We start from the raw sequence: 22,352 nt of genomic DNA, 5'->3' as shown, positions 1-22,352 counted from the left end.
GCGGGCGAGCCGACGCGCGGCACCGCCCCGAGGGAACCCGAGTCGCCGTGTCACATGGTGCGCGGCCGAGCGTCGGATACTGGCAGGAGGGAAGGAACATGACGCTCTCACCGAAGCTCGCGCTCGCGGCGTTGCTGTACTCGGGAGTGGCCGCCGCGGCGCCGCAGATCTCGCTGTCTCGCCCCGTGGAGCAGCGCCCGGGCTGTCTCGCCGACGAGGTGCGCATCCCGAGGGAGCTCGTGGCCTTCCTGCCGGACCAGACCACGCTCGACTTCACCGTGACGCACGATGGGAAGATCGAGGGCGTCACGTCGGACGCGCGCGCCGGGCGCGAGGCGCTCGACACGCAGTTCCGCGGGGCGCTCTCGCGCTGCACCTGGACCCCGGCGACGGACCTCGCCGGCGTCCCGGTCACGCGCCGCGTGAGCGTGCCGATCCGCTTCGAGAGCCCGCAGGGCGGGCCGCTGGTCGCGAGCGTCGGGGCCTTCACGCCGGTGGCCCTCGCCTCGCGCTGAGCGCCGCGTCCGCCCGCCCGGGGAGCGTTGCGGGGCCCGGCTTCGCGAAGGGCGCTCCGCGGGCGCGACGGGACTCGGCCTTGAGCGCCGCCCCCCGGGACGCTATTCGTTCGGCGTGACGACGCTCTCAGAGAAGCTCCGGGCGGCCCGCGAGACGTGGGCGGTCGGGCCGGTCGAGGCGCGCGCGCTCGTGCGCGCGACCGGCAAGGACGCGAAGGACTACCTGCACCGGATGTCCACGCAGGACCTGAACCGGCTACGGCCGGGCGAGTCCGCGTACGCCACGTTCCTCAACGCGAAGGGCCACCTCCTCGCGGAGGGGCACGTGCTCGCGCAGGAGGAGGGGCTCCTCCTCGACCTCGCCCCGCAGGCGCTCCCCGACGCGCTCGCCCACCTCGAGCGGCTCGTCATCATGGACGAGGTCGTGTTCGAGGACCTCTCGTCGGCGCTGCGCGTCGTGCCGGTGCTCGGGCCGGAGTCGGCGCGCCGGGTCGAGCGGCGCGCGCCGGGAGCGCAGCGGCTCGCGCACGATCGGCGCGGCACGCCCGGCGTCGACGTGATCCTCCCGCCGCAGGAGGCCGAGGCGCTGCGCGCGGAGCTCGTCGCGGAGGGCGCGGTGGCGCTCGAGGACTCCGACCTCGAGGCGCTCCGCATCCTGGGCGGCGTCCCCCGGTTCGGCGCCGACGTGGACTCGACGCGCCTGCCGATGGAGGCCGGGCTCACGCGCGCGGCGATCTCGTTCACGAAGGGCTGCTACATCGGCCAGGAGGTCGTGCTCCGCGCGACCGCCCGCGGCCACCTCCAGCGCGGCCTCGTACAGCTCGCCTTGCCGGCGGGCGCCGGCCCCGGCACGAGGCTCACCGCCGCGGGCCAGGAGGTCGGCGTCGTGACGAGCGCCGCGGACACGCCCGAGGGGCGCATCGGCCTCGGCTACCTGCGTCGCGCGCACTGGAAGTGCGGTGCGGCCGTGGACGCCGGCGGCGAGCCGGCGACGGTGCGACGGGTCCTCGTCGAGGAGCCGGACCTGTAGTTCACCGCCCCCGTTCACCGCGTGACGGCGCTGCGCGGGCGAACCACGCTCGTCACGCCTCGGCGACCGGGATCTCGGGTCCGGCCGGGCGGTCCTGGCGCGAAGGCAGCGAGTCGATGTCCTTGCGGACCGCCTCGATCTCCTGCTTCAGCTCCGCGCGCACGGAGCGGATCTCCGAGCGCACGTCCTCGAAGGTGTAGCGGATCTCCTCGGGCGAGATGCCGAGGAGGCGGCGGCGGAGGTCGCGGACCATCACGTCGAGGAGCTTCATCACGTCCCCTTCCGGAGCGGACAGGCCGCGATGGCGGCCGTCGGGTCGACGGCGTCGCCGCCCTCGACGATCTCCTTCACGGTGCCGTCCTGCCCGATGACGAAGTTGGCGCGGTTCGCGACGCCGATCACCGCCATGGTCCCGGCATACTGCTTCGCCACCTTGCCGCCCGCGTCGGAGAGGAGCGGGTAGGGCAGCTTCATCTCCGCCTTGAACCTGCGCTGCGTCTCGACGTCGTCGGTCGAGATGCCGACGACCTGGGCGCCCTTCGCGGAGACGTCCCCGTAGCGGTCGCGGAAGTTCGCGTTCTGCTTCGTGCAGCCGGGCGTGAAGGCCTTCGGGTAGAAGGCCAGGATCACCGGTCCCTTCTCGAGCAGCTTCGACAGGCTGACCGGTAGGCCCTCGGTGTCGGGCAGGGTGAAGTCGGGGGCCTTGTCGCCGACCTTCAGGGCGGCGGAGCCGAGCAGCATCGCGAGGAGGGGGATCTTCATTCGGGGGTTCTCCGACGGCTTTCCTAGCGGTCCTCGGGCGGGCGGGCAATGCGCGCGCGGGGGCAGGCGCGCGGGCGCGCCGTTATGACCGCCGGGCGCGGAAGCGCCCCTGGAGGTCCGACCGCATGCCCGGCAAGCTTCTCCTGAGCGACGAGGAGTGGAAGAGGCGGCTCTCGCCCGAGGAGTACCAGGTGCTCCGACACCACGGCACGGAGCGGCCGTTCACGGGCTGCTTCCTGGGCACGAAGGACCCCGGCACGTACGTGTGCGCCGCCTGCGGGAATCCGCTCTTCCGCTCGGGCGAGAAGTTCGAGTCCGGGACGGGCTGGCCGTCGTTCACGCGGCCGGTGGCCGACGACGCGCTCACCGAGGTCGAGGACCGCTCTCACGGCATGGTGCGCACCGAGGTCCGCTGCGCGCGCTGCGAGGGGCACCTCGGCCACGTCTTCCCCGACGGCCCTCCGCCGACGGGGCTCCGCTACTGCATGAACTCCGCCGCGATGAGGCACGTGCCCGAGGGTGAGCCGCTCCGGCTGGTCGAGCGCTGAGGCGAGGGCGATCGAGGAGCTTCGCGCGCGGTCACCGCGACGTCACGGCGCCGCGCGGCGCGCCTCACAGCCCGGCGGACTTCCGGCTCGTCACCGCGGTGAACGTGGAGAGCCGCTTCTCGACGTCCGCCTTGCTGTGGCACTCCGGGCACTCGGCGACGCCGGCCTCGTGCTCCGCCACGTGCATCACCTCGGTGAACGGCTTCTGGCACTTGCGGCAGAAGAACTCGTAGACGGGCATCGCGACCTCCTGGGCGGATGATCCGCTCCCGGTCCGAGGGCGCCATGCCCTTCGCAGGGCGACGCGCGGGCGAGCCGGCGCGCGGTCTGCTACCGCCCGGCGTTCAGGCGCGCAGCTTCTCGTAGCGCGCCACGAGCACCGCGACGTCGTCGCGATGCCAGAAGCCCACCTGGTCGGGCAGCTCGGGCAGCGTCCGCGCGGCGAACCCGGAGACGGTCGGGCCGAGCGCGGGCTCGCCGCCCGTGACGGCGCCCGCCACTGCGAGCGCGAGGTGGCGAGCGTCGCCCACCGGCGCTGAGCGCGTGCCCACCACGACGGCGCCCTCGAGCTCGAGGCCCAGGTGCGCCTTGACGATGCGGCGGGCCGCGTCGCCGGGCTGCTCGTCCTCGCCGAGCAGGCCGGACGGGAGCCACCACCGGCCGAGCTGGGCCTGGCCGTGGTAGCCGCCGACGATCTCGGCGACGATCACGCGGCGCATCTCGAGGACGATTGGGACGACGTCGATGCGGACGATCACGCGGCGAATGTAGCGCGCGGGGGGAGCACGAGGGGGCGGGATCCCCACCCGGACCCACCGCCGCTCGCCTGCCCCCACGGGCGCGTGGCACCCGTGCGTGAGCCGTGTAATCGTGTGGAGATGCTTCCGCGCCGGCCCCTCGCCCTCGCGCTCGTCCTCGTCGCCGCGGCGTGCGGCTCGGGCCGCGAGGAGCGCGCGTTCGATCGCATCGCGGCGGACTGCAGGGGACTCGTCGGGGCCGGGGCGACCCTCCGCGACTCGAACCAGGCCTTCGACGTACGGAGCGGCAGCTACCCCGTCGTCGTCGGCCCGCTCTGCAACGCGGCGCTCGCGCCGATGGGCGGCAACGACACCTGCGCCGCCTCGAGCGCCGCAGACCCGCAGTGTCAGGTGCTCTACTACTGGTATCCCAACGACCCGGGCCTCTGCGGGCCGCTCGGGTGCTGGCTCGTGTGCGAGGCGCGGGTGATGCGGCAGGATCCGGCGTGGACGTCGAGCGGCAGCGCGATCGACGCCAAGATCTGCGCGAGCCGCTTCCTGCGCGGGCAGCCCCCACCCTGACACCCCCGAGGACGACGACATGAAGGCGATCGCGATCCGCGAGCACGGCGGCCCGGAGGTGGTGAAGCTCGTCGAGCTGCCGGAGCCGACCCCGGGGCCGGGGCAGGTGGTGCTGGCGGTGAAGGCGGCGGCGCTCAACCACCTCGACATCTGGGTGCGCAAGGGCTGGCAGGGCCTGAAGCTCGCGTTCCCGCACGTGCTCGGGTCCGACGTGGCGGGCGTCGTGGAGGCGGTCGGCCCCGGCGTCGAGGGCGTGAAGGCAGGCGACGCGGTGGTCGTGAACCCGAGCCTGGGCTGCGGGCACTGCGAGCGCTGCCTCGCCGGCCACGAGAACCTCTGCCGCCGCTTCGCGATCCTGGGCGAGCACGTGTCGGGCGGGATGGCCGAGAGGTTCCTCCTGCCCGCGCGGAACGTCCTCCCGAAGCCCGAGAACCTCTCGTTCGTGGAGGCCGCCGCGGTCCCGCTCACCTTCATGACCGCCTGGCACGCGCTCGTCGCGCGGGCGCAGGTGAGGCTCGGGGAGACCGTGCTCGTGCACGCCGCAGGCTCGGGCGTGGGCGTCGCGGCGGTGCAGATCGCGAAGCTCCACGGGGCGCGCGTCATCGCGACGGCGGGCTCGGACGAGAAGCTGCGGCGCGCGAAGGAGCTCGGCGCGGACGAGGTGGTGAATTACGAGACCCAGGACTTCGTCCAGGAGGTGAGGCGGCTCACCGACAGGCGGGGCGTGGAGGTCGTGTTCGAGCACGTGGGCAAGAAGACGTGGGAAAAGTCGATCCTCTCCGCCGGGATCGGGGGCAGGATCGTGACCGTGGGGGCGACGACCGGGTACGACCCGCTCACCGACCTCCGCCACGTGTTCTTCCGGCAGCTCTCCATCCTGGGCTCCACGATGGGGACCGCGGCCGAGCTCGTGCAGGTGCTTCGCTTCGTGGGCGAGGGGAAGCTCCGGCCGGTGGTGGACCGGACCCTCGCGCTCGCGGACGCCGTGAAGGGACAGGCGCTCCTCTCCGAGCGGGCGCAGTTCGGGAAGATCGTGCTCGAGCCGTGACGGCCGAGCCCAGGGAGGAACGGGACATGACGCTTCGACGCATCATCGCCATCGGCGCCTGCGCCGCCGCCGTCGGGCTCTCCGCCTGCGGCGAGAAGTGCCCCACCGAGACGCCGCGGGTGGACGCGGTCGCGGGCTGCACCGCCACGCCCGGCTCGACGGTGTCGGTGCCGCTCCGGCTCTGCCCGACGTGCAACCAGAGCGCCGCGAGCTGTGACGTGGACCTGTCGCAGGCGACCTCGAGCGGGACCATCCAGCTCGACCCGGTGGTGGAGGCCTGCGAGAACGCGAACTCGTGCCCGCCGGGCTGTGACCTCAACGCGATCAACTGCACCTTCGCCGCGCCCTCGCAGGTCGGCACCTACGAGATCCTCGTCTACAACCCGGCGACGAACACCACCATCTCGAGGAGGCTCGACGTCGTCGCGAGCGGGTCGACGAGCTGTGCCTTCTAACGGGGGGCTGCCGGCCGGCGGCTAGGCATAACGGACGCCGCGCCGCATCTGCCTCAGCCTCTCCACGCGCGCCTCGATGGGCGGGTGCGTGGAGAAGAGCTGGAGCATCTTGCCGCCCGCGCCGCGGAACGGGTTCACGATGAACAGGTGCGCGGTGGCGGGGCCGCCGTAGGCGTAGGGCCGCACCTCGTTGCCGCGCTCCAGGGAGAGGAGGGCGTCGGCGAGCGCGTCGGGGTCGCCGGTGAGCTCCGCTCCGGAGGCGTCCGCGCCGAACTCCCGCGAGCGCGACACCGCGAGCTGCACGATCATCGCGATGATCGGCGCGAGCAGCGCCCAGGCGAGCGCGGCGAAGACGTTGCCGCCGCGGTCGTCGTCGGAGCGGCCGCCGAAGCCGCCCAGGATCGCGCCCCACTGGATCATGTGGCCGAGGGAGGCGATGAGGCCCGCCACCGCCGCGGCGATGGTGGCGATGAGCACGTCCCGGTTGCGCACGTGCGACAGCTCGTGCGCGAGCACGCCCTCGAGCTGGCGGCGGTCGAGGATGCTCAGGATGCCCTCGGTCACGGCGACCGCAGAGTGGCTCGGGTTCCTCCCGGTCGCGAACGCGTTCGGGGTAGGCGACGGGATCACGTAGATGGCCGGCATCGGGATGCCCGCCTTGCGCGTGAGCCGCTCCACGATCTCGTAGACGTCCGGGAGCTGCTCGCGCGTGACCGGCCGGGCGCGGTGCGCCATGAGCGCGATCCGGTCGGAGAACCAGTAGGAGAGGAAGTTGAACACCAGGCCGATCGCCCCGAAGAGGAGCATCCCGCCCGTGCCGCCCACCATCTGGCCGCCGATCGCGAGGATCGCGATGAGGAAGGCCATCAGCATGGCGGTCTTCAGGTAGTTGCGGCCGAATCCGCCCGTCGGTCGGTTCATCCCGCGCGGCGTCGTCGCTTCGTTCCAGGCCATATGCGGAGTAGGTAACCACCCGGGCGGCCGCGTCAAACGCGGCGGGCGGGCGGAGGCCCGGCGCGTCGATGCTTTCTCGCGCCCGTGGGGCTCCCGTGCTAAAGCCGGCCCAGGCGATATCGCGAGGTTAGCCCGGTCATGGCATCTCGGAAGGCGACAGCGGCGAAGGGGAAGGGGCGGCCCGCGGCGAGGGTCGAGAAGGCGCAGCTCGAGCTCGTCCAGGTCGAGCCGGCGCCCGCCCGGCGTGGGGGCGCGAGGACGACGAAGGCCGCGCCCGCGGCCGCTCCGCGCAGGGCGCGAGCCCGGCCGGAGCCCGAGCCGGAGCTCCTGCCGGCGATCGAGCCTGCGGCCGAGGCGGAGGAGGCGCCGCCCGAGGCACCCAAGGCGCCTCGCCGGCGGGCCACCGCCGAGCAGATGGCGTCGAAGCAGCGCGAGATCTCGATCTCCGAGTTCTTCACGAAGAACCGCCACCTCCTCGGCTTCGACAACCCCTCGAAGGCGCTCCTCACGACGATCAAGGAGGCGGTCGACAACTCCCTCGACGCCTGCGAGGAGGCCGGGATCCTCCCCGAGATCACGATCGAGGTCCGCGACCTCGGGCTCGAGAGCACCGAAGCGGAGGAGCCTGCCCCGAAGCGCGCGGGGGGTGCCGTTCCCCCCGCACCGAAGGCCGAGCTCACGAAGGGCGAGGGCCGCTTCGTGGTCGTCATCGAGGACAACGGCCCCGGCATCGTGAAGGCGCAGGCGCCGAAGATCTTCGGCAAGCTCCTCTACGGCTCGAAGTTCCACCGGCTGAAGCAGTCTCGCGGCCAGCAGGGCATCGGCATCAGCGCCGCGGCGATGTACGGCCAGCTCACCACCGGCCGACCGATCCGCGTCACGTCGCGCACCGGCAAGGGGAAGCCGGCGCACTTCTTCGAGATCCAGATCGACACGCGGAAGAACAACCCGGTCGTCACCGAGGACCGCCAGCTCGACGAGTGGCACCAGGAGCACGGCACCCGCGTCGAGCTCGAGATCGTCGCGAACTGGCAGGCCGGCCAGCGGTTCGTGAACCGCTACGTCGAGCACACCGCGCTCTCGAACCCGCACGCCACCGTGCACTACCTGCGCCCGCGCCAGCAGCTCCTCACGTTCCCGCGCGCGACCGAGGAGCTCCCCAAGGAGGCGGTGGAGATCAAGCCGCACCCGCACGGCGTCGAGCTCGGGGCGCTCATGCTGATGGCGGCCGAGTCGAAGTCGCGCGACGTGCGCGGGTTCCTGCAGAGCGGCTTCTCGCGCGTCTCGGGTCAGGTCGCGGACGAGATCGTGAAGCGCGCGGCGTTCAAGGGGCGCGTGCGCCCGCGCGACCTCGGCGAGGACCGAACGCTCGCTGAGAAGCTCCACCGGGCCATCGGCGCGACCAAGATCATGAACCCGCCGACGAACTGCCTGTCGCCCATCGGCGACGAGCTCATGAAGCGCGGGCTCATCTCGTTCCTGAACGTGGTCGAGACGGAGGGGCCCGAGGCGGACGAGCAGCTCGACCTCGACCAGGCCACGAAGAAGAAGGCCTCCCGGAAGGAGAAGGCGGCGAAGGCCGCCGCGCCGGAGGTGCCCGACGCGCCGCCCGAGGAGGGCGTCGAGAAGATCAAGGGGCACAACTACTTCATCGCGACGGTGACGCGGCCGCCCAAGGTCTACCGCGGCAACCCGTTCCAGGTGGAGGTCGGGCTCGCCTACGGCGGCTCCTGGCCGGCGGACAAGCCCATCGAGCTCTTCCGGTTCGCGAACCGCGTGCCGCTGCTCTTCCAGCGCGGCGCGTGCGGCACGACCGAGGCCATCGTCAAGACCGACTGGCGGAACTACCTGCTCTCGCAGCCGAAGGGCTCGCTCCCGGTCGGCCCCATGGCGCTCCTCGTCCACATCGCGTCGGTGTGGGTGCCGTTCACGAGCGAGGCGAAGGAGGCCGTCGCGCACTACCCGGAGATCATGCGGGAGATCCAGCTCGCGGCGCAGGAGTGCGGCCGCAAGCTCGCCGCGCACATCCGCAAGAAGCAGCACGCGGACTACCAGGCGCAGCGCCGCGGCATCTTCGAGCTCTACATCCAGGAGGTCGCGCAGGCGATCGGCAAGATCACCGGCAAGAGCCCGGAGCCCATCAAGCGCGAGTTCCTGCGGCTCGCCGACCGGGTCACGGAGGCGGAGCTCGCGGAGGTGGACGCGGCGCTCGAGGAGCAGTCGAAGAAGCTCACGAAGCGCCCGCGCCGGGCCGAGAACGAGGACGAGTAAGGAACGACCATGGCCAGGCTCGACGCCGTCTCCAAGCAGACCGCCCAGAAGATCGAGAAGCTCGCCGAGACGGTCGTCCGCTCGGTCAAGGGCGGCAAGAACCCCTTCGTCGAGATCCCCATCCGCTCGCTCGCGAACGTGAAGTTCAACGAGAAGCGGCGGCTCATCGAGCTCGGGTCGCAGCGCCAGAAGCGCTACTTCTTCAACGTCGCGATGGCGAAGAAGTTCATGCAGACGTTCCTCGTGTCGGACGCCTGCAAGGAGCTCATCGAGGGCGGCAAGACGACGAGCATCCGCGACCTCTACTACATCACCAAGCACACCATCGGCGACACGAAGCAGAACACCTTCGAGGAGCAGGACGAGTCCGACCCGATCATCGAGGACCTCGAGGTCGCGCTCGACGCGCTCCGCGAGGAGCTGCACCTGTTCGCCTCGCGGAAGGGCTCGATGGTCGGTCCCATCACCATCCGCGACACCGGGGACACCATCGATCTGCGCCGGATGGGCTCGGGCGGGTGGGCGGTCCCCTCGATCGTGGAGGAGAACGTCATCGAGTTCGTCCGCCACGAGGCGAAGTACATCCTCCTCATCGAGAAGGACGCCGTCTGGACGCGCTTCAACGAGGACAAGTTCTGGAAGCGGGAGAAGTGCATCATCCTGCAGGGCGGAGGGCAGCCGCCGCGCGGCGTCCGCCGCCTCGTGCAGCGCCTCCACTCCGAGCTGAAGCTCCCCGTCTACGTGCTCGTCGACAACGACCCGTGGGGCTTCTACATCTACTCGGTCATGAAGCAGGGCTCGATCAACCTCGCCTACGAGTCGATGCGCATGGCGGTGCCTGACGCCCGCTTCGTCGGGCTCTCGTCGTTCGACAAGGACAAGTACAAGCTGCCCGTGAACGTCGCGATCAGGATGGACGACGGCGACAACAACCGCGCGAAGCAGATGCTCGCCTACCCGTGGTTCCAGGCGAAGCAGTGGCAGCGCGAGATCCAGGAGATGGTGCGCTCCGGCCTCAAGTTCGAGCTCGAGGCGCTCTCCCGCCGCGGCATCAGCTTCATCACCGAGGAGTACCTGCCGCGGAAGCTGCGCGACCGCGACTGGCTCGAGTAGCCGCCGCCTGCTCCCCCGCGCCGCCGCGCGGAGTTGACGGCGCGCACGCTCGCGGCGACACTCCCGCGCTCACACGCCTCAAAAGGAGGGACGCATGCCCGCACAGAAGGGGAACCGCTCGAAGCGCAAGGTCGCGAACCGCTCGAAGACGAAGCGCGCCACCGCCACCCGCAAGCGCGCGCTGTCGGTGAAGCGCAAGCGCAAGGCGAAGCGCTCGCCCAAGTAGCGCCGAGCCGCGGAGACGGCTGCGGGCAGGGCCTGGCGCACGACGCGATCGCGCTCTGGCCCGCTCGCTCCCGGCCGTCGAAGGTGGAGCGGGAGCTCAGCCCGCTCGCGCCGTGCTCGCCGGGATCCGGGGGCGAGCGTCCTCGGGCCCCTCGCCGAAGTACCCCGCGCAGCGATCCAGGAAGCCGTCGAGCGCCGACTGCTCCCCGAGCGGCAGCCGCCGCAGGAACAGCGGCGGGAGCGCGGTGCGCGCGAGCGCGGCGCTCTCGGCGTAGCCGTCGGGCGTGAGCGACCCCTCGACGAGCCGGTACCGCAGGAACAGGAGGAACGTCTGCACGACGTCGGTCATGCAGTAGGCCGCGATGCGATCGAGCGCGCCCGCCGCATAGAGCGCCTGCACGTCCGCGCCGGCCACGTCCTCCTTGCCCGGCAGGCCGACGAGCTTCGCGTACAGGTCGAGCGGCGCCGCGCCGCCCGAGCCCTGCGCCGCGAGCAGCTCCTTCAGGTCGAAGTGATCGGCCGCGCCGAAGCGTCTCCCGCCGGTGAACCACGCGGGCGTCGGCACGGAGTGCTTGAGCGAGCGGAGCTCGAGCACGGGGAGATCGAACCCCTTGCCGTGGAACGTGACGAGCGCGGCGCCCTCGAGCCGCTCCCAGGTGCGCGCGAGGAAGGCCGCCTCGTCGCCGCGGCGATCCGTCCACGCGGAGACGTCCACGACCCGCACGATCCCGCCGTCCTCCACCGCCTCGAGCAGGCAGCCCGCCACGGGCCGGTGGTAGGGCAGGGGGAGGAAGTCGCTCCTGCCGCCGGTGCGGGCGCGGCGATCGGCGACCACGCGGCGGAGCTGCTCGGAGTACGGACGAGAAGGCTCGCCGTCCACCGCGCCGACGAGGGCTTCGTCGGGGACAGTCTCGAGATCCAGCGTCACGAAGCGCCGCACGCATCGAAGTGTGGCAAGCCGGTCTGACACCGCCTCGCCGGACTGCCGCGGCGCCGCTACTGCGGGAAGACCCCCGGCGCGACGTCGGCGTAGCCCTCGCCGTCGAGCGCCCGCAGGAACGCGACGAGCGCGGAGAGCTCGGCCCGCGTCATCGGCACCGGCACGATGCGCTCCGAGAGCCACGGGTTCGCGAACCCGCCGCGCCAGTAGTGCAGCACGGCCTCCTCCAGCGTCGCCATCGACCCGTCGTGCATGTAGGGCGCGTGCCTCGAGCAGTCGCGCAGGGTGGGTGTCTTGAACGCACCCACGTCCTTCTCGTCGCGGGTGACCTCGTAGCGGCCCTTGTCCGCGAAGCCCTCGAGGAGCGGCTGGACCGCGTCCGCGGGCGGGCGCCAGCCGACGCCGAGGTTGTGGAACTGCGAGTCGGAGAGGTTCGGACCGAGGTGGCACTGCGCGCACTGCGCGCGGCCGAAGAAGAGCTCCATCCCACGCCGCGCCTCCGGCGAGAGCGCCGCCTCGTCCCCGGCGGCGAAGCGGTCGTAGGCGGAGTTCCCCGAGAGCCGCGTGGCCTCGTAGGCGGCGATCGCCTCGCTCACGCGCGCGACGTCGATGCGCGGATCGCCGAACGCCTCGCGGAAGTACGGCGCGTAGCCGGGGACGCGCGAGACGGTGAGCACCACGTGGTCGAGCGTGTTGCCCATCTCGACCGGGTTCGCGAGCGGCCCCTGCGCCTGCTCCGCCAGGGTCGCGGCCCGCCCGTCCCAGAAGTAGCGCGGGTACACGGGCCACGCGGCGTTCAGGATCGGCGGCGACTTGCGGCGGCCCTGTTGGCCGCGGATGCCGGTCGAGACCGCGGTGGGCTCTGAGAACGCGTGCTCCGGCCGGTGGCAGGTGGCGCAGGAGATCGTGCCGTCCGCGCTGAGGCGCCGGTCGTAGAAGAGCCAGCGCCCGAGCCGGACCTTCTGCGGGGTGACCCACGGCACCGTCGAGAAGTCCGCCGGGCTCCCGAGCGGAGGCGCCGGCAGCGGCCGGACCGGGTTGTCGGCCTCCCACGCGGGCGGCGATCCCGGCGCGGCGGCGGGCCGGACGTCGGCGGAGCGGCACGCGGAGAGCGCCAGGGCGAGGAGCGCGAGCGAGGCGAGGAGGGCGCGGTTCATCGGAGCCCCTACGAAAAGGCCCGCCCGCCCCGCGGTCAAGCAGAACGCCGTCGCATCCCCGTGCAGAGCCGCCCGCCGTGCACCCGCCCGCCCGCTCGCGGCGAACCGCTCCTCGACTCCGGGGCTCCCACGAGCGATGAACGCCCGAGCCATCGCGCGCGCCCACTGGCGGACCGCCGGCGGCGCGGCCGTGGGCGCCGCGGCAGGCGCCGCGTACGCCTACTTCATCGGCTGCAACACCGGGACGTGCCCGCTCACCTCGAGCGTCTGGACGGCCGCGCTCTTCTTCGGCTTCGCGGCGGCGTGGTTGTGGTCGGGCTCCCCGGCCGGCGCGCAGGCAGCGACCGGGCCGACGCGTCCGCGCGCGAGCAGGGCCCCGGTGGCCCCGCCTAGGTGCGCGGCACCCCGGGGACTCTAGCGCCGTTCAGCCGGCGCGAGCCCCGACACCTCGGCGGGCGGAGCCCGCGTCCCGGCGCGCTCGCCACCGAGCAGCGCTCGCAGCGCGTGCCGCGCCGGGCGCTCGAGCGAGCGCGACACGATGATCGACACGGCGATCGCGAACCCCGCGAACCCGAGCACGAACGCGGCGCTCGGTGCCGCGCCCGGATCCTCCGGTACGAGCCGGCGCGCCCACCGCCAGAGCGGCTCCTGCAGCGCGTACAGCGCGAAGCTCGCGTCGCCGAGGGAGCGTGCGGCGGGCGACGCGAGGACGCGCGCCGGGCCGCTCCCGCCGGCCGCGAGCCCCAGCAGCGCGATCGCGAAGAGCGGCACCGCCAGCCCGTTGTGCACGAGCACGTAGGGCGCGCCGCCCCACGCGAGGAGGACGAACACGGCGCCGAGCGCAGCGGCGGCCGCCGCGCCCCCGAGCCGTCCGAGGCTCACTCCGCGGTGGTGGAGCAGGCCGATCGCGACGCCGACGCCGAACTCGCCGGCGCGAGCGACGGGGTGGAACTTCAGCGCCTCCAGCCAGAGCGGCTCCTCCCAGGTGAGCGTGGCCGGCTCGACCTGACCGTCGGGCCGCAGCGCGAGGTAGAGGAGCGGGAAGGCGAGGCTCGCCGCCCAGGCGCCGAGCGCTGCGAGCGCGAGGCCGCGGCGCGACAGGCGCGAGAGCCGCGCCGCCACGAACGGGAACGCCGCGTAGAACGCCGCCACGACCGAGGTGGACCAGCCCGGCGGGTTCCAGAGCCGGGCGATGGGGGTCGCCCAGGCCTGCGCGAGCAGGAGGCACGCCGTCGCGACCGTCGCCGCCTTGGCGAGCGCCACGGGGCCGCCCCCCTGCCAGCGCTCGAGCGCGAACGGCGCGATGAGCAGGAACGCGAGCAGGTAGGCGGGGTAGAGCCGGGCGAAGCGCGCCACGTAGAACGTCCGCCGCTCGGCGGGCGCCATCGGCAGCGGATGGGCCCAGGCGAGCACGAACCCGGAGAGCACGTAGAAGAGCCCGACCCAGACGTGTCCGCCGACCCGGACGCGATCCACCCACGCCGGGAGCCCCGCCACGAGCGGGGCGCCATAGTGGTAGAGGAGGATGCCGAGAGCCGCGGCGAAGCGGAGCCCGGTCAGGGGAGCGAGCCGGTCGCGCCGCGAGGCCTGCACGACCCGCAAGATGGGACCGTTCAGCCGGGCGCGGCAGCGCCGCGCGCGGGGGGTCCCGAGGGGAGCGCCGCGCGAGGGGGCTACTCTCGCCTCGGCCGGGGCGGGGCGAGCCATCCGTGACGCCATCGCCATCGCACGCCCGTGCGCGGCCCGGCCGACGCGGGACGGCGTACGGCGGCGCGGCCTCTCGCGACGGTGCGTACCGGCTTGGGGAAAAGGAGAGGGCCGGGGTCACCCCCGGCCCTCGTCAGGCGCGCGCGAGAGCGCGCGTCAGGGATGGCAGGCGGCGCAGTTCCAGCCCTGCACGCGAGCGTCGGCCACGACCGTGTGCGAGTGGTCGGCGCCGATGATGACCTCGTTCACGTCGCGCACCCCGTTCACGTGCGTGTCCTTGTCCACGGAGGTGTTGGTGTAGCCGACGTGACACTCCGCGCAGGTCACCTTCGCGGCGTGGGTCGCGTGGTAGCCCGACGCCGGCGGGATGCCGTGGCAGGAGTCGCAGGAGGTGAGCGCCTGCGTCCAGCGAGGCGACGTCGCGGTGCCGCCCGCGAGCGTCGCGCCGTGGCAGTAGACGCTGCAGGTCTGCGTCCCCTTCGTGAACGCGGGCGTGGCGCCGCCGGCAGAGGCGAGCGGGAGGAACTCGAACGTCACCTCCGCCTTGCCCGTCAGGTGGTCGAGGCTGCCTCCCACCGGATGGCAGGTCTGGCACTGGAAGCCGTTCGAGAGGACGCTGCCGTTCCCGAGGTGCTTCTGGTGCGCGCCGACGCCGGGGTCGGTGGTGGCGGTGGCGCCGGCGACGCTTCCGGGCGGCGCGGCCTCGGCGAGGCGGTCGAGCGTGAAGGCCGTGTCACGCGTGCCGTGACAGAACGTGCAGTTCGACTGCCACCTCGCGAAGCCGATCACGCCGTGGCACCCGTTGCAGGACACCTGCGCGAAGCCGCCGTCGTAGCTCGCGCCGTGGCACTCGGCGCAGCGGCGGATGTCGCGGATCGCGTCGCTGCTGTGCTCCGCGAGGTAGTTCGCGGGGTGCCCGAAGCTCACGTCGGCCGGGTCGACCCGCCCGTTCTGGTGCGCGCCGCCGGGGATGATGTCGCTGTTCGCGTCGACCGTCTGCGGGTGGCAGACGAAGCAGCTCTGGGACTGGGGGTGCGGCGCGGGCGGCGGGAAGCCGTGGCACGCGGCACACGTCCCGGCGGTCGCGCCCTCCTCGCGGGCCTCGAGCGTCCGGGCGTCGTCGCAAGCGGCGAGCATGATGCCGCTCGCGGTGAGGGCGAGCAGGGCGAAGCGCGGGTTGACCATGTGTGTCGAACCTCGGGAGAGCGAGTCGCGGGCGCGATTGGCCCGGCGGATTGCCGGAGGATGCCGCGGGCGCGGACGAACCTCGTTGACCGCGCGCAAGAGTATACGCCGATGTACCCAGACGGCGTCGCTCTTCCGTGTCGCGTGCTCACGGGACCGCCGCGCCCTGGATTCACCCCGGGGCGCGGCGGTCCGTTCACCTGCCGAGGACTACCAGCTCTTCTGACCGTGACATCCCGTGGCGAGGCTCGAGCAGGAGCGCGAGGCGGAGGACCAGGTTCCCTTGACCGAGACCGTGCCCCAGGTTCCCCCGAACTGGACCTCCTTCGTGCCGTTCACGTGGAGCGCCGGGGCCGTGATCGCCCTCGCCGCGTCCACCACGCTCGCGTGGCAGTTGGCGCACTGGAGTCCCAAGCCGCCGACGTGGAACGTGTGCTTTCCGGTATCGGGCGGGCTGCCGTGACAGGAGGTGCAGGTCATCGGCGTCGTGCTCGTCCAGCTCGTCGTGGCGACCGTGCCGCCGCTGAAGTTGCCGTGGCAGTACGTGGACGCGCAGCTCGCGCTCGTCGCGCTCGCCCGCGAGTACACGGGCGTCTTGCCGCCCGTCTTCGCGAGCGCGCCGAACTGAACCTCGGCGACGCCGTCACCGTCCACGTGCGCCGCGTCGGTCCGGACGTCGCTCCCCACCCGCGAGGGGTGGCACGCCTCGCAGGCCACCGGGCTCGAGAGCGTCGCCCCCACGTGCGCGTCGTGGGCGCCGACCGAGACGTTCGTGACGAGGGAGAGCCCGTGGGTGTCCACGGGGGGCGACGCGCGTCCGCTCGCGCGGTCGCCGTGACAGAAGGTGCACTCCGTCGCCCAGCCCGCGTGGCCGGCGGCGGCGTGGCACGCGGTGCAGGAGATGCCGCTCGTCCCGCCCGCGTAGTCCGCGCCGTGGCAGGCGGCGCAGCCGGCGAGCCCCGTCATCGCGGCCTGCCCGTGCCGGGCCGGATCGCTCCAGCCGGTCGGATGCATCCCGCCCGCCTCGATCTCGCCGTCGAGGTGGAGCTTCGCCTCGCGGTTGAGCTCGCCCGTCGCGAGGACGGTGCCCGGATGGCAGACGGAGCAGTCCTGCTTCGAGGGATCGTGCGGCGCGGAGGCCGGCGGGTGACCGTGGCAGCTCGTGCAGTCGAGCGTCACGTCCGCCGTCCAGGCCGGCGAGGGCGCCGCCCCGTGGCACGCGTTGGTGCAGGTGCCGCTCGCCGGGTCGTACGACGGCGTCGCGCCCCGCGCGCTGGCGAGCGGTCCCCAGGCGAAGTCCACGGTCTGGTTCGAGTGCGCGGCGCTGGTCGTCACCGGGTGGCACTCGGCGCAGGCGATGGGATCACGGAACGTGGAGCCCTGCAGGTGGGCGAGGTGGGCGCCGGTCGCCGGCGCGGCCTTCACGAGCGGTGAGTCCGTCACGCGCGTCGCGTCGCCGTGGCAGGTCGTGCAGCCCTCGCCCGAGCCGGGCTGGCCGTCGACGGGGCGGGCCGCGCCGTCGCAGCCGGTGGCGGCGAGAACGGCGAGGGCGACGCAGAGGATCAGGCGCTTCGGGTGGGCCATCGACTCTCCGGGCGGCGAGGCGCGCAGGACGACGGTCCGGACGCGCGGGGAGCTTCACTGCTAGCAACCGTTGTGCCCCGAAGGGGTGAGGCGTTGTGGGCGCTCAGGAGGTCGCAGATGTCGCACCCTCCTCGTGACGGGCACGTACGCTCGTTCTGGTCGCGAGCTGTCCACCGAGGTGCGCCAGGCGAGCGTGCGCCCGCGCGCAGGCTCCGCGCGAGGTGGAGCCCTCACGCAACCCTTGCGTGCAGCGCCGGGGTCCAGCGCCGAGGTCCATTTGGCCGCATGTCGCCGGCTACCCCGCTGGCGTACACTCGCCCTTCACCCTATCGGAGGCACGCCGTGACTCAGACGGAACGGCTGGCCCGCCGCGACGAGCTGCGGGCCGAGATCGCCAAGCACGAGGGCATGCTCGCCGCGCTGCGCGCGGAAGAGGCCAAGCTCCTCGACGAGTGCGATCACAACTACGCGGACGGCCGGCACGCCACGACCGGCGCGCGGGTGAAGATCTGCGCCATCTGCGGCCGCGTGCTGCCGACGCGCGACGACAAGCTCTGGGGCTAGGCCCGCGGCGTCCCGAGCGCGACGGCCGGCGTTCTGCTAGAACGACCGGCCTCGCCGGAGGACCGCATGGCCACCATGAAGCCGTTCCGGGCGCTGCGCCCGCCCGCCGATCTCGCCGCCCGCGTCGCCTCGCCCCCCTACGACGTCGTCTCGACGCGGGAGGCGCGCGCGCTCGCGAAGGGCAACCCCGACAGCTACCTGCGCGTCTCGCGCCCCGAGATCGACCTGCCCGAGGGCACGGACGAGCACGCGGACGCGGTGTACGCGAAGGGCGCCGAGAACCTCGCGGAGCTCGTCCAGCGCGGCGTGCTGCGCGCCGATCCCGAGCCGCGCTTCTACGTGTACGCGCAGCGGATGGGCGCGCACCGGCAGACCGGCCTCGTCGCCTGCGCCTCCGTCGAGGAGTACGACCGGGACGTCATCAAGAAGCACGAGAAGACGCGCGCGGACAAGGAGGACGACCGCGTCCGCCACATCGACACGCTCTCCGCGCACGACGAGCCGGTGTTCCTCACCTACCGGGCCGCGCCGGAGATCGACAGCGCGATCGAGGAGGTGAAGCGCGCCGCGCCCGAGGTGGACCTCGTGACGCCGGACGGCGTGGGCCACCAGCTCTGGGTCGTGCCCGCCGCCATCGGGGCGCGCCTCGAGGCGCTCTTCGCGGGCGTGCCGGCGCTCTACGTCGCCGACGGCCACCACCGCTCCGCCGCCGCCTCGCGCGTCCACGCGAAGCGCGCTGGTCAGCCCGGCGAGCACGGCGCCTTCCTCGCCGTCGTGTTCCCCCACGACCAGATGCAGATCCTCGCCTACAACCGGCTCGTGCGGGACCCGCGCGGCCGGACCGCGGGCGAGCTGCTCGGCGAGATCGGCAAGGTGATGGACGTCTCGCCGGCGAGCGACCCGCGGCCGCCCGGCCCGCTCGCCTTCGGCATCTACGCGGCGGGCCGCTGGTACCTCGCCCGTGTGCGGCCGGGCTCGTACCCGGCGCAGGACCCCGTCGCCTCGCTGGACTGCGCGATCGCGCAGGACCAGATCCTGGCGCCCATCTTCGGCATCGCCGACCCCCGCACCTCGAAGGACGTCGACTTCGTCGGCGGCATCCGCGGCCACGAGGAGCTCGAGCGGCGCGTGAAGGAGGAGGGCTGGTCGCTCGCGCTGCACCTCTTCCCCACGCGCATCGAGCAGCTCATCGCGGTGTCCGACGCCGGCAAGCTCATGCCGCCGAAGAGCACCTGGTTCGAGCCGAAGCTGAGGTCGGGGCTGTTCGTGCACCGGTTCTAGCCGTCCTCTTCTCGCCGTCGAGCCCGCCCCTCGCGGGGGCGTTGACGTCGGACGATCGTTCTCAATATTCTGAACGCACGATGCCGGCGGCGACTCCCGAGACAGTGCAGCGCTTCGTCGAGGCCTGGGGCGCGATGGGCTCGCTCTGGGGCATCAACCGGTCGGTGGCGCGCGTGCACGCGCTGCTCATGGCGACCGAGGAGCCCCTCGCGCTCGAGGAGATCGCCGAGCGGCTCCAGATCTCCAAGGGCAACGCCTCGATGTCGCTGCGCGAGCTGCGGACGTTCGGCGTGGTGCGGCAGGTCGAGGTGGCCGGCGAACGCAGGGACTTCTACGTCACCGAGCCGGACGTCTGGCTCATGTTCTTCCGCATCCTGAAGGAGCGAAAGCGGCGGGAGTTCGATCCGGCCCTGGAGGCGATCCACGCGCTCGTGGACGCGCCGGGCGCGACCGGTGCGGTCCGCGGTCGGCTCGAGCAGATGGCGGACCTCCTCACCACCGTGGAGGGCGTCGTGAACCGGTTCCTCCAGGACCCGCAGTCGTCCCGCTCGGCCCTGGCGTTCATCGCCGGGATGCCGTTCGGCCGAAGGCAGAACGGGAAGGGGTAGCTCGGGCCGCCTCGCGGGCGCGGAAGGGAATCGGCGTACCCACGACGTTCATAAAATTCTGAACCTTGATGGTCGATGAGGAGGAAAGCCCATGAGCCGCCCACACGTCCACGCGATCACCGGCGCCTTCGGCTACAGCGGGAGGGAGATCGCGCGGCTCCTCCTCGCGCGCGGCGAGCGCGTGAGGACGCTCACCGGGCACCCGGACCGCCCCGATCCCTTCGGCGGACGCGTCGAGGTGGAGCCCTTCCGCTTCGATGATCCGTCCAGGATGCGCGAGGCGCTCGCGGGCGTGAGGGTCCTCTACAACACCTACTGGGTCCGCTTCGATCACGGCGCGTCGACGTTCGCGCGGGCGGTCGAGAACAGCCGCGCGCTCTTCCGCGCGGCGGCGGAGGCCGGCGTCGAGCGCGTCGTCCACGTCTCCATCACGAACCCCGCGTCGGGCTCGCCCCTGCCGTACTTCCGCGGCAAGGCCGAAGTCGAGCGGGCGCTCCGCGAGTCGGGGCTCTCCCACGCCATCCTTCGCCCCGCGGTGTTCTTCGGCGGCAGGGACGTGCTCATCAACAACATCGCGTGGCTGCTGCGACGGCTCCCCGTGTTCGGGGTGGCGCGCGGTGCCTACGGCATCCAGCCGGTGCACGTCGAGGACGTGGCGCGGCTCGCCGTGGAGCAGGGAGAGCGCGGCGGGGACGTGGTCCTCGACGCGGTCGGCCCCGAGGTGTTCGCGTTCGACGAGCTCGTCCGGCTCGTCCGCGCGGCCGTACGTTCGCGGGCCGCGATCGTGCCGGTCCCGCGGTGGCTGCTCCTCGGCGCGGCCCGCGCGCTCCGCGCGCCGCTCGGCGACGTCGTGCTCACGAAGGACGAGGTCGAGGGGCTCACCGCGAACCTGCTCGTCTCCGGCGGGCCGCCCACCGCCGTCACGAGCTTCACGGAGTGGCTCGCCGCGCACGCGGACGGGCTCGGGATCGAGTGGGCGTCCGAGCTCGGCAGGCACTACCGGTGAGCGAATCGACCGGCGTGCGGCAGGGAGAGGGGAGGAGAGGATGACTTCTGCGTCGATGTTCTCGATCGAGGTGCTGACGGCACTGCTCTGCAGCGTGGGCATCACCGCGGTGCTCACGCGCCCGCTGCGCGCCGTGCTCACCGACGTGTGCGGGACGCCCGAGCGCGCGGGGTTCTGGGTCCGCTATGCGAACGTGATGCTGTTCCTCGCGCCGCTCGTGGGGATCGTGGTGTTCGGACGGTCCGGCTCCCTCGCTGAACCGACCCTGGGTTTCTACAAGGCGGCGCTCGGCTCGGCGCTGTCCGGCGCATTCGTCGCGCTCGCGGCGATCGGCCTGCAGGTCTCGCGGTTCCTCCCGCGGCGCAACGACGGCGCACCGCCCGCGGGGTGACGGCCGCGGGACCCGCCGCTTCGTCGTTTCCCCGCCTGGGTTCGCGCCGCACGCGCTCGGGGCGACCCGCGCGCCTTCGACGCGCCTCGGTCGCGGCTCGAGCCGCGGGTCTCGTCAGAGGAGGAGCCGCAGCAGCATCCCGACCGTCGTGGTGTAGCCGGCGGCGGAGCGCTTCACGCGGCCCTGCGCGTCGAGGAAGTAGTACGTCGGGAACGAGTCGACGCGAAAGGCGCGCAGCGCCCCGTCGTCCGCGAGGAGCACGGGGAGCTCGACGCCCTGCTCGCGCACGTAGGCCCGTACGTCGGCGAGGTCCTCGTAGGCCGCCGCGATCGTGACGACGCGGGCGCGAGCGCCGGCGAGGCGGCTCACCCAGGACAGGTTGCCGGAGGCGGCCTTGCAGACCGGGCACCACGGCGCCCAGAAGGCCACGAGGACCGGCTTGCCGCGCAGGGAGTCGAGCGCGACGCGCTCCCCGGTGAGCGACGGGAGGACGATCGAAGGCGCGGTTCCGCGCTCGAGGTGGCCGCGCGTCTGCCACGCTCCCACGAGCAGCACGGCCGCGAGCACGAAGGCGAGATCGACGGCCCACCTCGCAGCGCGGGTCCCGCGGAGGCGCCGGTAGGCGCCCGCGAGGCGCGAGGCTGCTGGGTCTGGAGAGCTCATGCGCCGGTGGGAGCCGCGGCGGGCGGGAGGGATGCGCCGCGCCTCATGCGGTCAGGCCGCGCAGCGCCGCGAGCAGCTCCTCCACGCCGAACGGCTTCGGCAGGAACGCGTCGAACTCGATCCCCTGCCGCATCCGCGAGGAGGTGTGGCCGCTCGACATGACGATGCGCACGCCGGCGAGGCGTGGGTTTTCGCGGATCCGGGCGACGAGCTCGCGCCCGTCCATGCCGGGCATGACGAGATCGAGGAGCACGATGGCGGGAGGCGGCCCTTCGGCGAGCGTCTCGAGCGCGCGCGCGCCGTCCTCGGCCAGCGTGACGAGGTAGCCCTCGAGCTCGAGGCACTCCTGCAGGTTCTCGCGCAGGGCGGCGCTGTCGTCGACGACGAGGATCCTGGCTGGCTCGGGGCTCATCCGCTCGCCCGGTTGGATAACGCTCGCCCCCGCGAGGGGCAAGCTCGACGAGGTCCCAGGATCGCGGGGCTCACCCCGCCGGGCGAGCGCCGGCTACGGGGCGTTTCGCCGGACGATGCTCGCGTTGAGGACGAGCGCGAAGCCGGACCAGCCGAGGTACGGCAGCATCAGCACCGCGGCGGCCCGGTCGACGCGGCGCGCCTTCCAGGCGTACGCGCCGACGACCGGGAGGAGCGCGGCGAGCACCCCCAGCGCCGCGCGCGGCCGGCGCGCGCCGAAGAAGACCGGCGACCATGCCCCGTTCAGCGCGAGCTGCGCGCTCCACAGCGCGAGGGCGCGGCGGCGGACGGGCGACCTGCTCCGCCACACGCGGTACCCGGACGTCGCCATGAGCGCGTAGAGCGCGGTCCAGACCGGCGGGAAGGCGGCAGAGGGCGGCTGGTACCGCGGCTTCTCGAGGCGCCGGTACCAACGGCTCTGCACGGAGCGCCGCGTCGCTGCCGCGCCGAGCGCCGACACCGCTGCGGTCGCGCCGGCGAAGGTCCCGAAGGCGAGGAGCCGCGCGCCGGGGCCCGGCGGGGTGAGGTGGCGGATGTCGAGCTCGGTCATGCCTC

At 73.0% G+C, this 22,352-nt stretch carries 28 protein-coding genes; 15 read left to right on the top strand and 13 right to left on the bottom strand.

The features are described 5' to 3' along the window. Positions 1 to 98: 98 nt before the first annotated feature. Positions 99 to 515 (top strand): energy transducer TonB, encoded by a 417-nt coding sequence (locus MNZ29_RS08415; protein WP_242354863.1) that lies wholly within the window; start codon positions 99 to 101, stop codon positions 513 to 515. A 115-nt stretch (positions 516 to 630) separates the two neighbouring features. Then, positions 631 to 1,545 carry a folate-binding protein YgfZ gene (locus MNZ29_RS24915; RefSeq protein WP_242354862.1) on the top strand — a complete coding sequence of 305 codons (915 nt, stop codon included), beginning with the start codon at positions 631 to 633 and terminating at the stop codon, positions 1,543 to 1,545. Positions 1,546 to 1,597: 52 nt separating this feature from the next. Here the strand turns inward: MNZ29_RS24915 and MNZ29_RS08405 are convergent, their stop codons facing one another. Together MNZ29_RS08405 and MNZ29_RS08400 are read right to left on the bottom strand one after the other, a co-directional pair. Next, positions 1,598 to 1,816 carry a hypothetical protein gene (locus tag MNZ29_RS08405; protein WP_242354860.1) on the bottom strand — a complete coding sequence of 73 codons (219 nt, stop codon included), beginning with the start codon at positions 1,814 to 1,816 and terminating at the stop codon, positions 1,598 to 1,600. Further along, the gene (locus MNZ29_RS08400; RefSeq protein ID WP_242337415.1) at positions 1,816 to 2,307 is read right to left on the bottom strand and encodes a peroxiredoxin; all 492 of its coding nucleotides are present in this window, start codon (positions 2,305 to 2,307) and stop codon (positions 1,816 to 1,818) included. Before MNZ29_RS08400 ends, MNZ29_RS08405 begins: the two co-directional genes overlap by 1 nt. 125 nt (positions 2,308 to 2,432) lie before the next feature. On the opposite strand from MNZ29_RS08400, the gene msrB reads away from it, so the two are divergent. Beyond that, positions 2,433 to 2,855: a peptide-methionine (R)-S-oxide reductase MsrB gene (gene msrB / locus MNZ29_RS08395; protein WP_242354858.1), complete on the top strand. Its 423-nt coding sequence runs from the start codon at positions 2,433 to 2,435 to the stop codon at positions 2,853 to 2,855. Between the two features lie 64 nt (positions 2,856 to 2,919). Here msrB and MNZ29_RS08390 read toward each other — a convergent pair whose 3' ends face one another. After that, positions 2,920 to 3,096, bottom strand: a complete 177-nt coding sequence (locus MNZ29_RS08390) for an FmdB family zinc ribbon protein (RefSeq protein WP_242354855.1) — start codon at positions 3,094 to 3,096, stop codon at positions 2,920 to 2,922. 103 nt (positions 3,097 to 3,199) lie between these two features. Then, a complete protein-coding gene (locus tag MNZ29_RS08385; protein WP_242337420.1) occupies positions 3,200 to 3,613 on the bottom strand; it encodes a hypothetical protein in 414 nt (137 codons plus the stop codon). Between the two features lie 120 nt (positions 3,614 to 3,733). Between MNZ29_RS08385 and MNZ29_RS08380 the strand changes: the two genes are divergently transcribed. The 3 genes from MNZ29_RS08380 to MNZ29_RS08370 are packed head-to-tail and all read left to right on the top strand — an operon-like array spanning position 3,734 to position 5,677. Then, the gene (locus MNZ29_RS08380) at positions 3,734 to 4,174 is read left to right on the top strand and encodes a hypothetical protein (RefSeq protein ID WP_242354854.1); all 441 of its coding nucleotides are present in this window, start codon (positions 3,734 to 3,736) and stop codon (positions 4,172 to 4,174) included. A gap of 19 nt (positions 4,175 to 4,193) precedes the next feature. Next, positions 4,194 to 5,222, top strand: a complete 1,029-nt coding sequence (locus tag MNZ29_RS08375) for a zinc-binding dehydrogenase (RefSeq protein ID WP_242354852.1) — start codon at positions 4,194 to 4,196, stop codon at positions 5,220 to 5,222. A 26-nt stretch (positions 5,223 to 5,248) separates the two neighbouring features. After that, positions 5,249 to 5,677 (top strand): hypothetical protein, encoded by a 429-nt coding sequence (locus MNZ29_RS08370; RefSeq protein ID WP_242337426.1) that lies wholly within the window; start codon positions 5,249 to 5,251, stop codon positions 5,675 to 5,677. Positions 5,678 to 5,698: 21 nt separating this feature from the next. On the opposite strand, the gene MNZ29_RS08365 is transcribed toward MNZ29_RS08370, so the two are convergent. Continuing rightward, positions 5,699 to 6,631: a zinc metalloprotease HtpX gene (locus MNZ29_RS08365; RefSeq protein ID WP_242354850.1), complete on the bottom strand. Its 933-nt coding sequence runs from the start codon at positions 6,629 to 6,631 to the stop codon at positions 5,699 to 5,701. A 138-nt stretch (positions 6,632 to 6,769) separates the two neighbouring features. Here MNZ29_RS08365 and MNZ29_RS08360 point away from each other — a divergent pair, with 138 nt between their 5' ends. From MNZ29_RS08360 to MNZ29_RS24400, 3 genes are all read left to right on the top strand, one after another. Beyond that, positions 6,770 to 8,902, top strand: coding sequence for a DNA topoisomerase VI subunit B (locus tag MNZ29_RS08360; RefSeq protein ID WP_242354848.1), 2,133 nt, complete (start codon positions 6,770 to 6,772; stop codon positions 8,900 to 8,902). Between the two features lie 9 nt (positions 8,903 to 8,911). Continuing rightward, positions 8,912 to 10,015 carry a DNA topoisomerase IV subunit A gene (locus tag MNZ29_RS08355; RefSeq protein ID WP_242337432.1) on the top strand — a complete coding sequence of 368 codons (1,104 nt, stop codon included), beginning with the start codon at positions 8,912 to 8,914 and terminating at the stop codon, positions 10,013 to 10,015. Between the two features lie 94 nt (positions 10,016 to 10,109). Next, positions 10,110 to 10,241 (top strand): hypothetical protein, encoded by a 132-nt coding sequence (locus MNZ29_RS24400; RefSeq protein ID WP_255821210.1) that lies wholly within the window; start codon positions 10,110 to 10,112, stop codon positions 10,239 to 10,241. 96 nt (positions 10,242 to 10,337) lie between these two features. Here the strand turns inward: MNZ29_RS24400 and MNZ29_RS08350 are convergent, their stop codons facing one another. Next, positions 10,338 to 11,168: a 3'-5' exonuclease gene (locus MNZ29_RS08350; RefSeq protein ID WP_242354846.1), complete on the bottom strand. Its 831-nt coding sequence runs from the start codon at positions 11,166 to 11,168 to the stop codon at positions 10,338 to 10,340. A 68-nt stretch (positions 11,169 to 11,236) separates the two neighbouring features. Further along, positions 11,237 to 12,337: a cytochrome-c peroxidase gene (locus MNZ29_RS08345; RefSeq protein WP_242354844.1), complete on the bottom strand. Its 1,101-nt coding sequence runs from the start codon at positions 12,335 to 12,337 to the stop codon at positions 11,237 to 11,239. A gap of 136 nt (positions 12,338 to 12,473) precedes the next feature. Here MNZ29_RS08345 and MNZ29_RS08340 point away from each other — a divergent pair, with 136 nt between their 5' ends. Further along, positions 12,474 to 12,755 (top strand): DUF6132 family protein, encoded by a 282-nt coding sequence (locus tag MNZ29_RS08340; RefSeq protein WP_242354842.1) that lies wholly within the window; start codon positions 12,474 to 12,476, stop codon positions 12,753 to 12,755. Here MNZ29_RS08340 and MNZ29_RS08335 read toward each other — a convergent pair. From MNZ29_RS08335 to MNZ29_RS08325, 3 genes are all read right to left on the bottom strand, one after another. After that, positions 12,752 to 13,930, bottom strand: a complete 1,179-nt coding sequence (locus MNZ29_RS08335) for an acyltransferase (protein WP_242354875.1) — start codon at positions 13,928 to 13,930, stop codon at positions 12,752 to 12,754. The genes MNZ29_RS08340 and MNZ29_RS08335 overlap by 4 nt on opposite strands. Positions 13,931 to 14,200: 270 nt before the next feature. Beyond that, positions 14,201 to 15,229 carry a CxxxxCH/CxxCH domain-containing protein gene (locus MNZ29_RS08330; RefSeq protein WP_242354840.1) on the bottom strand — a complete coding sequence of 343 codons (1,029 nt, stop codon included), beginning with the start codon at positions 15,227 to 15,229 and terminating at the stop codon, positions 14,201 to 14,203. A 210-nt stretch (positions 15,230 to 15,439) separates the two neighbouring features. Further along, the gene (locus tag MNZ29_RS08325; RefSeq protein WP_242354838.1) at positions 15,440 to 16,813 is read right to left on the bottom strand and encodes a CxxxxCH/CxxCH domain-containing protein; all 1,374 of its coding nucleotides are present in this window, start codon (positions 16,811 to 16,813) and stop codon (positions 15,440 to 15,442) included. A 342-nt stretch (positions 16,814 to 17,155) separates the two neighbouring features. On the opposite strand from MNZ29_RS08325, the gene MNZ29_RS08320 reads away from it, so the two are divergent. The 5 genes from MNZ29_RS08320 to MNZ29_RS08300 all read left to right on the top strand — a co-directional run bounded on the left by MNZ29_RS08320 (position 17,156) and on the right by MNZ29_RS08300 (position 20,663). Further along, a complete protein-coding gene (locus MNZ29_RS08320) occupies positions 17,156 to 17,377 on the top strand; it encodes a hypothetical protein (protein ID WP_242337444.1) in 222 nt (73 codons plus the stop codon). A gap of 66 nt (positions 17,378 to 17,443) precedes the next feature. Beyond that, a complete protein-coding gene (locus tag MNZ29_RS08315) occupies positions 17,444 to 18,658 on the top strand; it encodes a DUF1015 domain-containing protein (protein ID WP_242354836.1) in 1,215 nt (404 codons plus the stop codon). A gap of 80 nt (positions 18,659 to 18,738) precedes the next feature. After that, entirely contained in the window at positions 18,739 to 19,266 is a 528-nt protein-coding gene (locus MNZ29_RS08310) for a GbsR/MarR family transcriptional regulator (RefSeq protein WP_242337448.1), read from the top strand. Between the two features lie 91 nt (positions 19,267 to 19,357). After that, on the top strand, positions 19,358 to 20,272 hold the full coding sequence (locus MNZ29_RS08305) for an SDR family oxidoreductase (RefSeq protein ID WP_242354834.1): 915 nt from the start codon (positions 19,358 to 19,360) through the stop codon (positions 20,270 to 20,272). 40 nt (positions 20,273 to 20,312) lie between these two features. Continuing rightward, entirely contained in the window at positions 20,313 to 20,663 is a 351-nt protein-coding gene (locus MNZ29_RS08300) for a hypothetical protein (protein ID WP_242337452.1), read from the top strand. A 114-nt stretch (positions 20,664 to 20,777) separates the two neighbouring features. Here the strand turns inward: MNZ29_RS08300 and MNZ29_RS08295 are convergent, their stop codons facing one another. The 3 genes from MNZ29_RS08295 to MNZ29_RS08285 form a co-directional block, all read right to left on the bottom strand. After that, positions 20,778 to 21,326 carry a TlpA disulfide reductase family protein gene (locus tag MNZ29_RS08295; protein ID WP_242354832.1) on the bottom strand — a complete coding sequence of 183 codons (549 nt, stop codon included), beginning with the start codon at positions 21,324 to 21,326 and terminating at the stop codon, positions 20,778 to 20,780. Positions 21,327 to 21,369: 43 nt separating this feature from the next. After that, the gene (locus tag MNZ29_RS08290) at positions 21,370 to 21,738 is read right to left on the bottom strand and encodes a response regulator (RefSeq protein WP_242337455.1); all 369 of its coding nucleotides are present in this window, start codon (positions 21,736 to 21,738) and stop codon (positions 21,370 to 21,372) included. A 93-nt stretch (positions 21,739 to 21,831) separates the two neighbouring features. Next, a partial coding sequence (locus MNZ29_RS08285; RefSeq protein ID WP_242354828.1) for a TspO/MBR family protein occupies positions 21,832 to 22,352 on the bottom strand: 521 nt, incomplete at its 5' end.

The organism is Anaeromyxobacter sp. SG64, from assembly GCF_022690745.1.
Lineage (GTDB): Bacteria > Myxococcota > Myxococcia > Myxococcales > Anaeromyxobacteraceae > Anaeromyxobacter > Anaeromyxobacter soli.
Note: the sequence above shows the minus strand (reverse complement) of the source record. Positions and strands in the feature narration are given on the sequence as shown.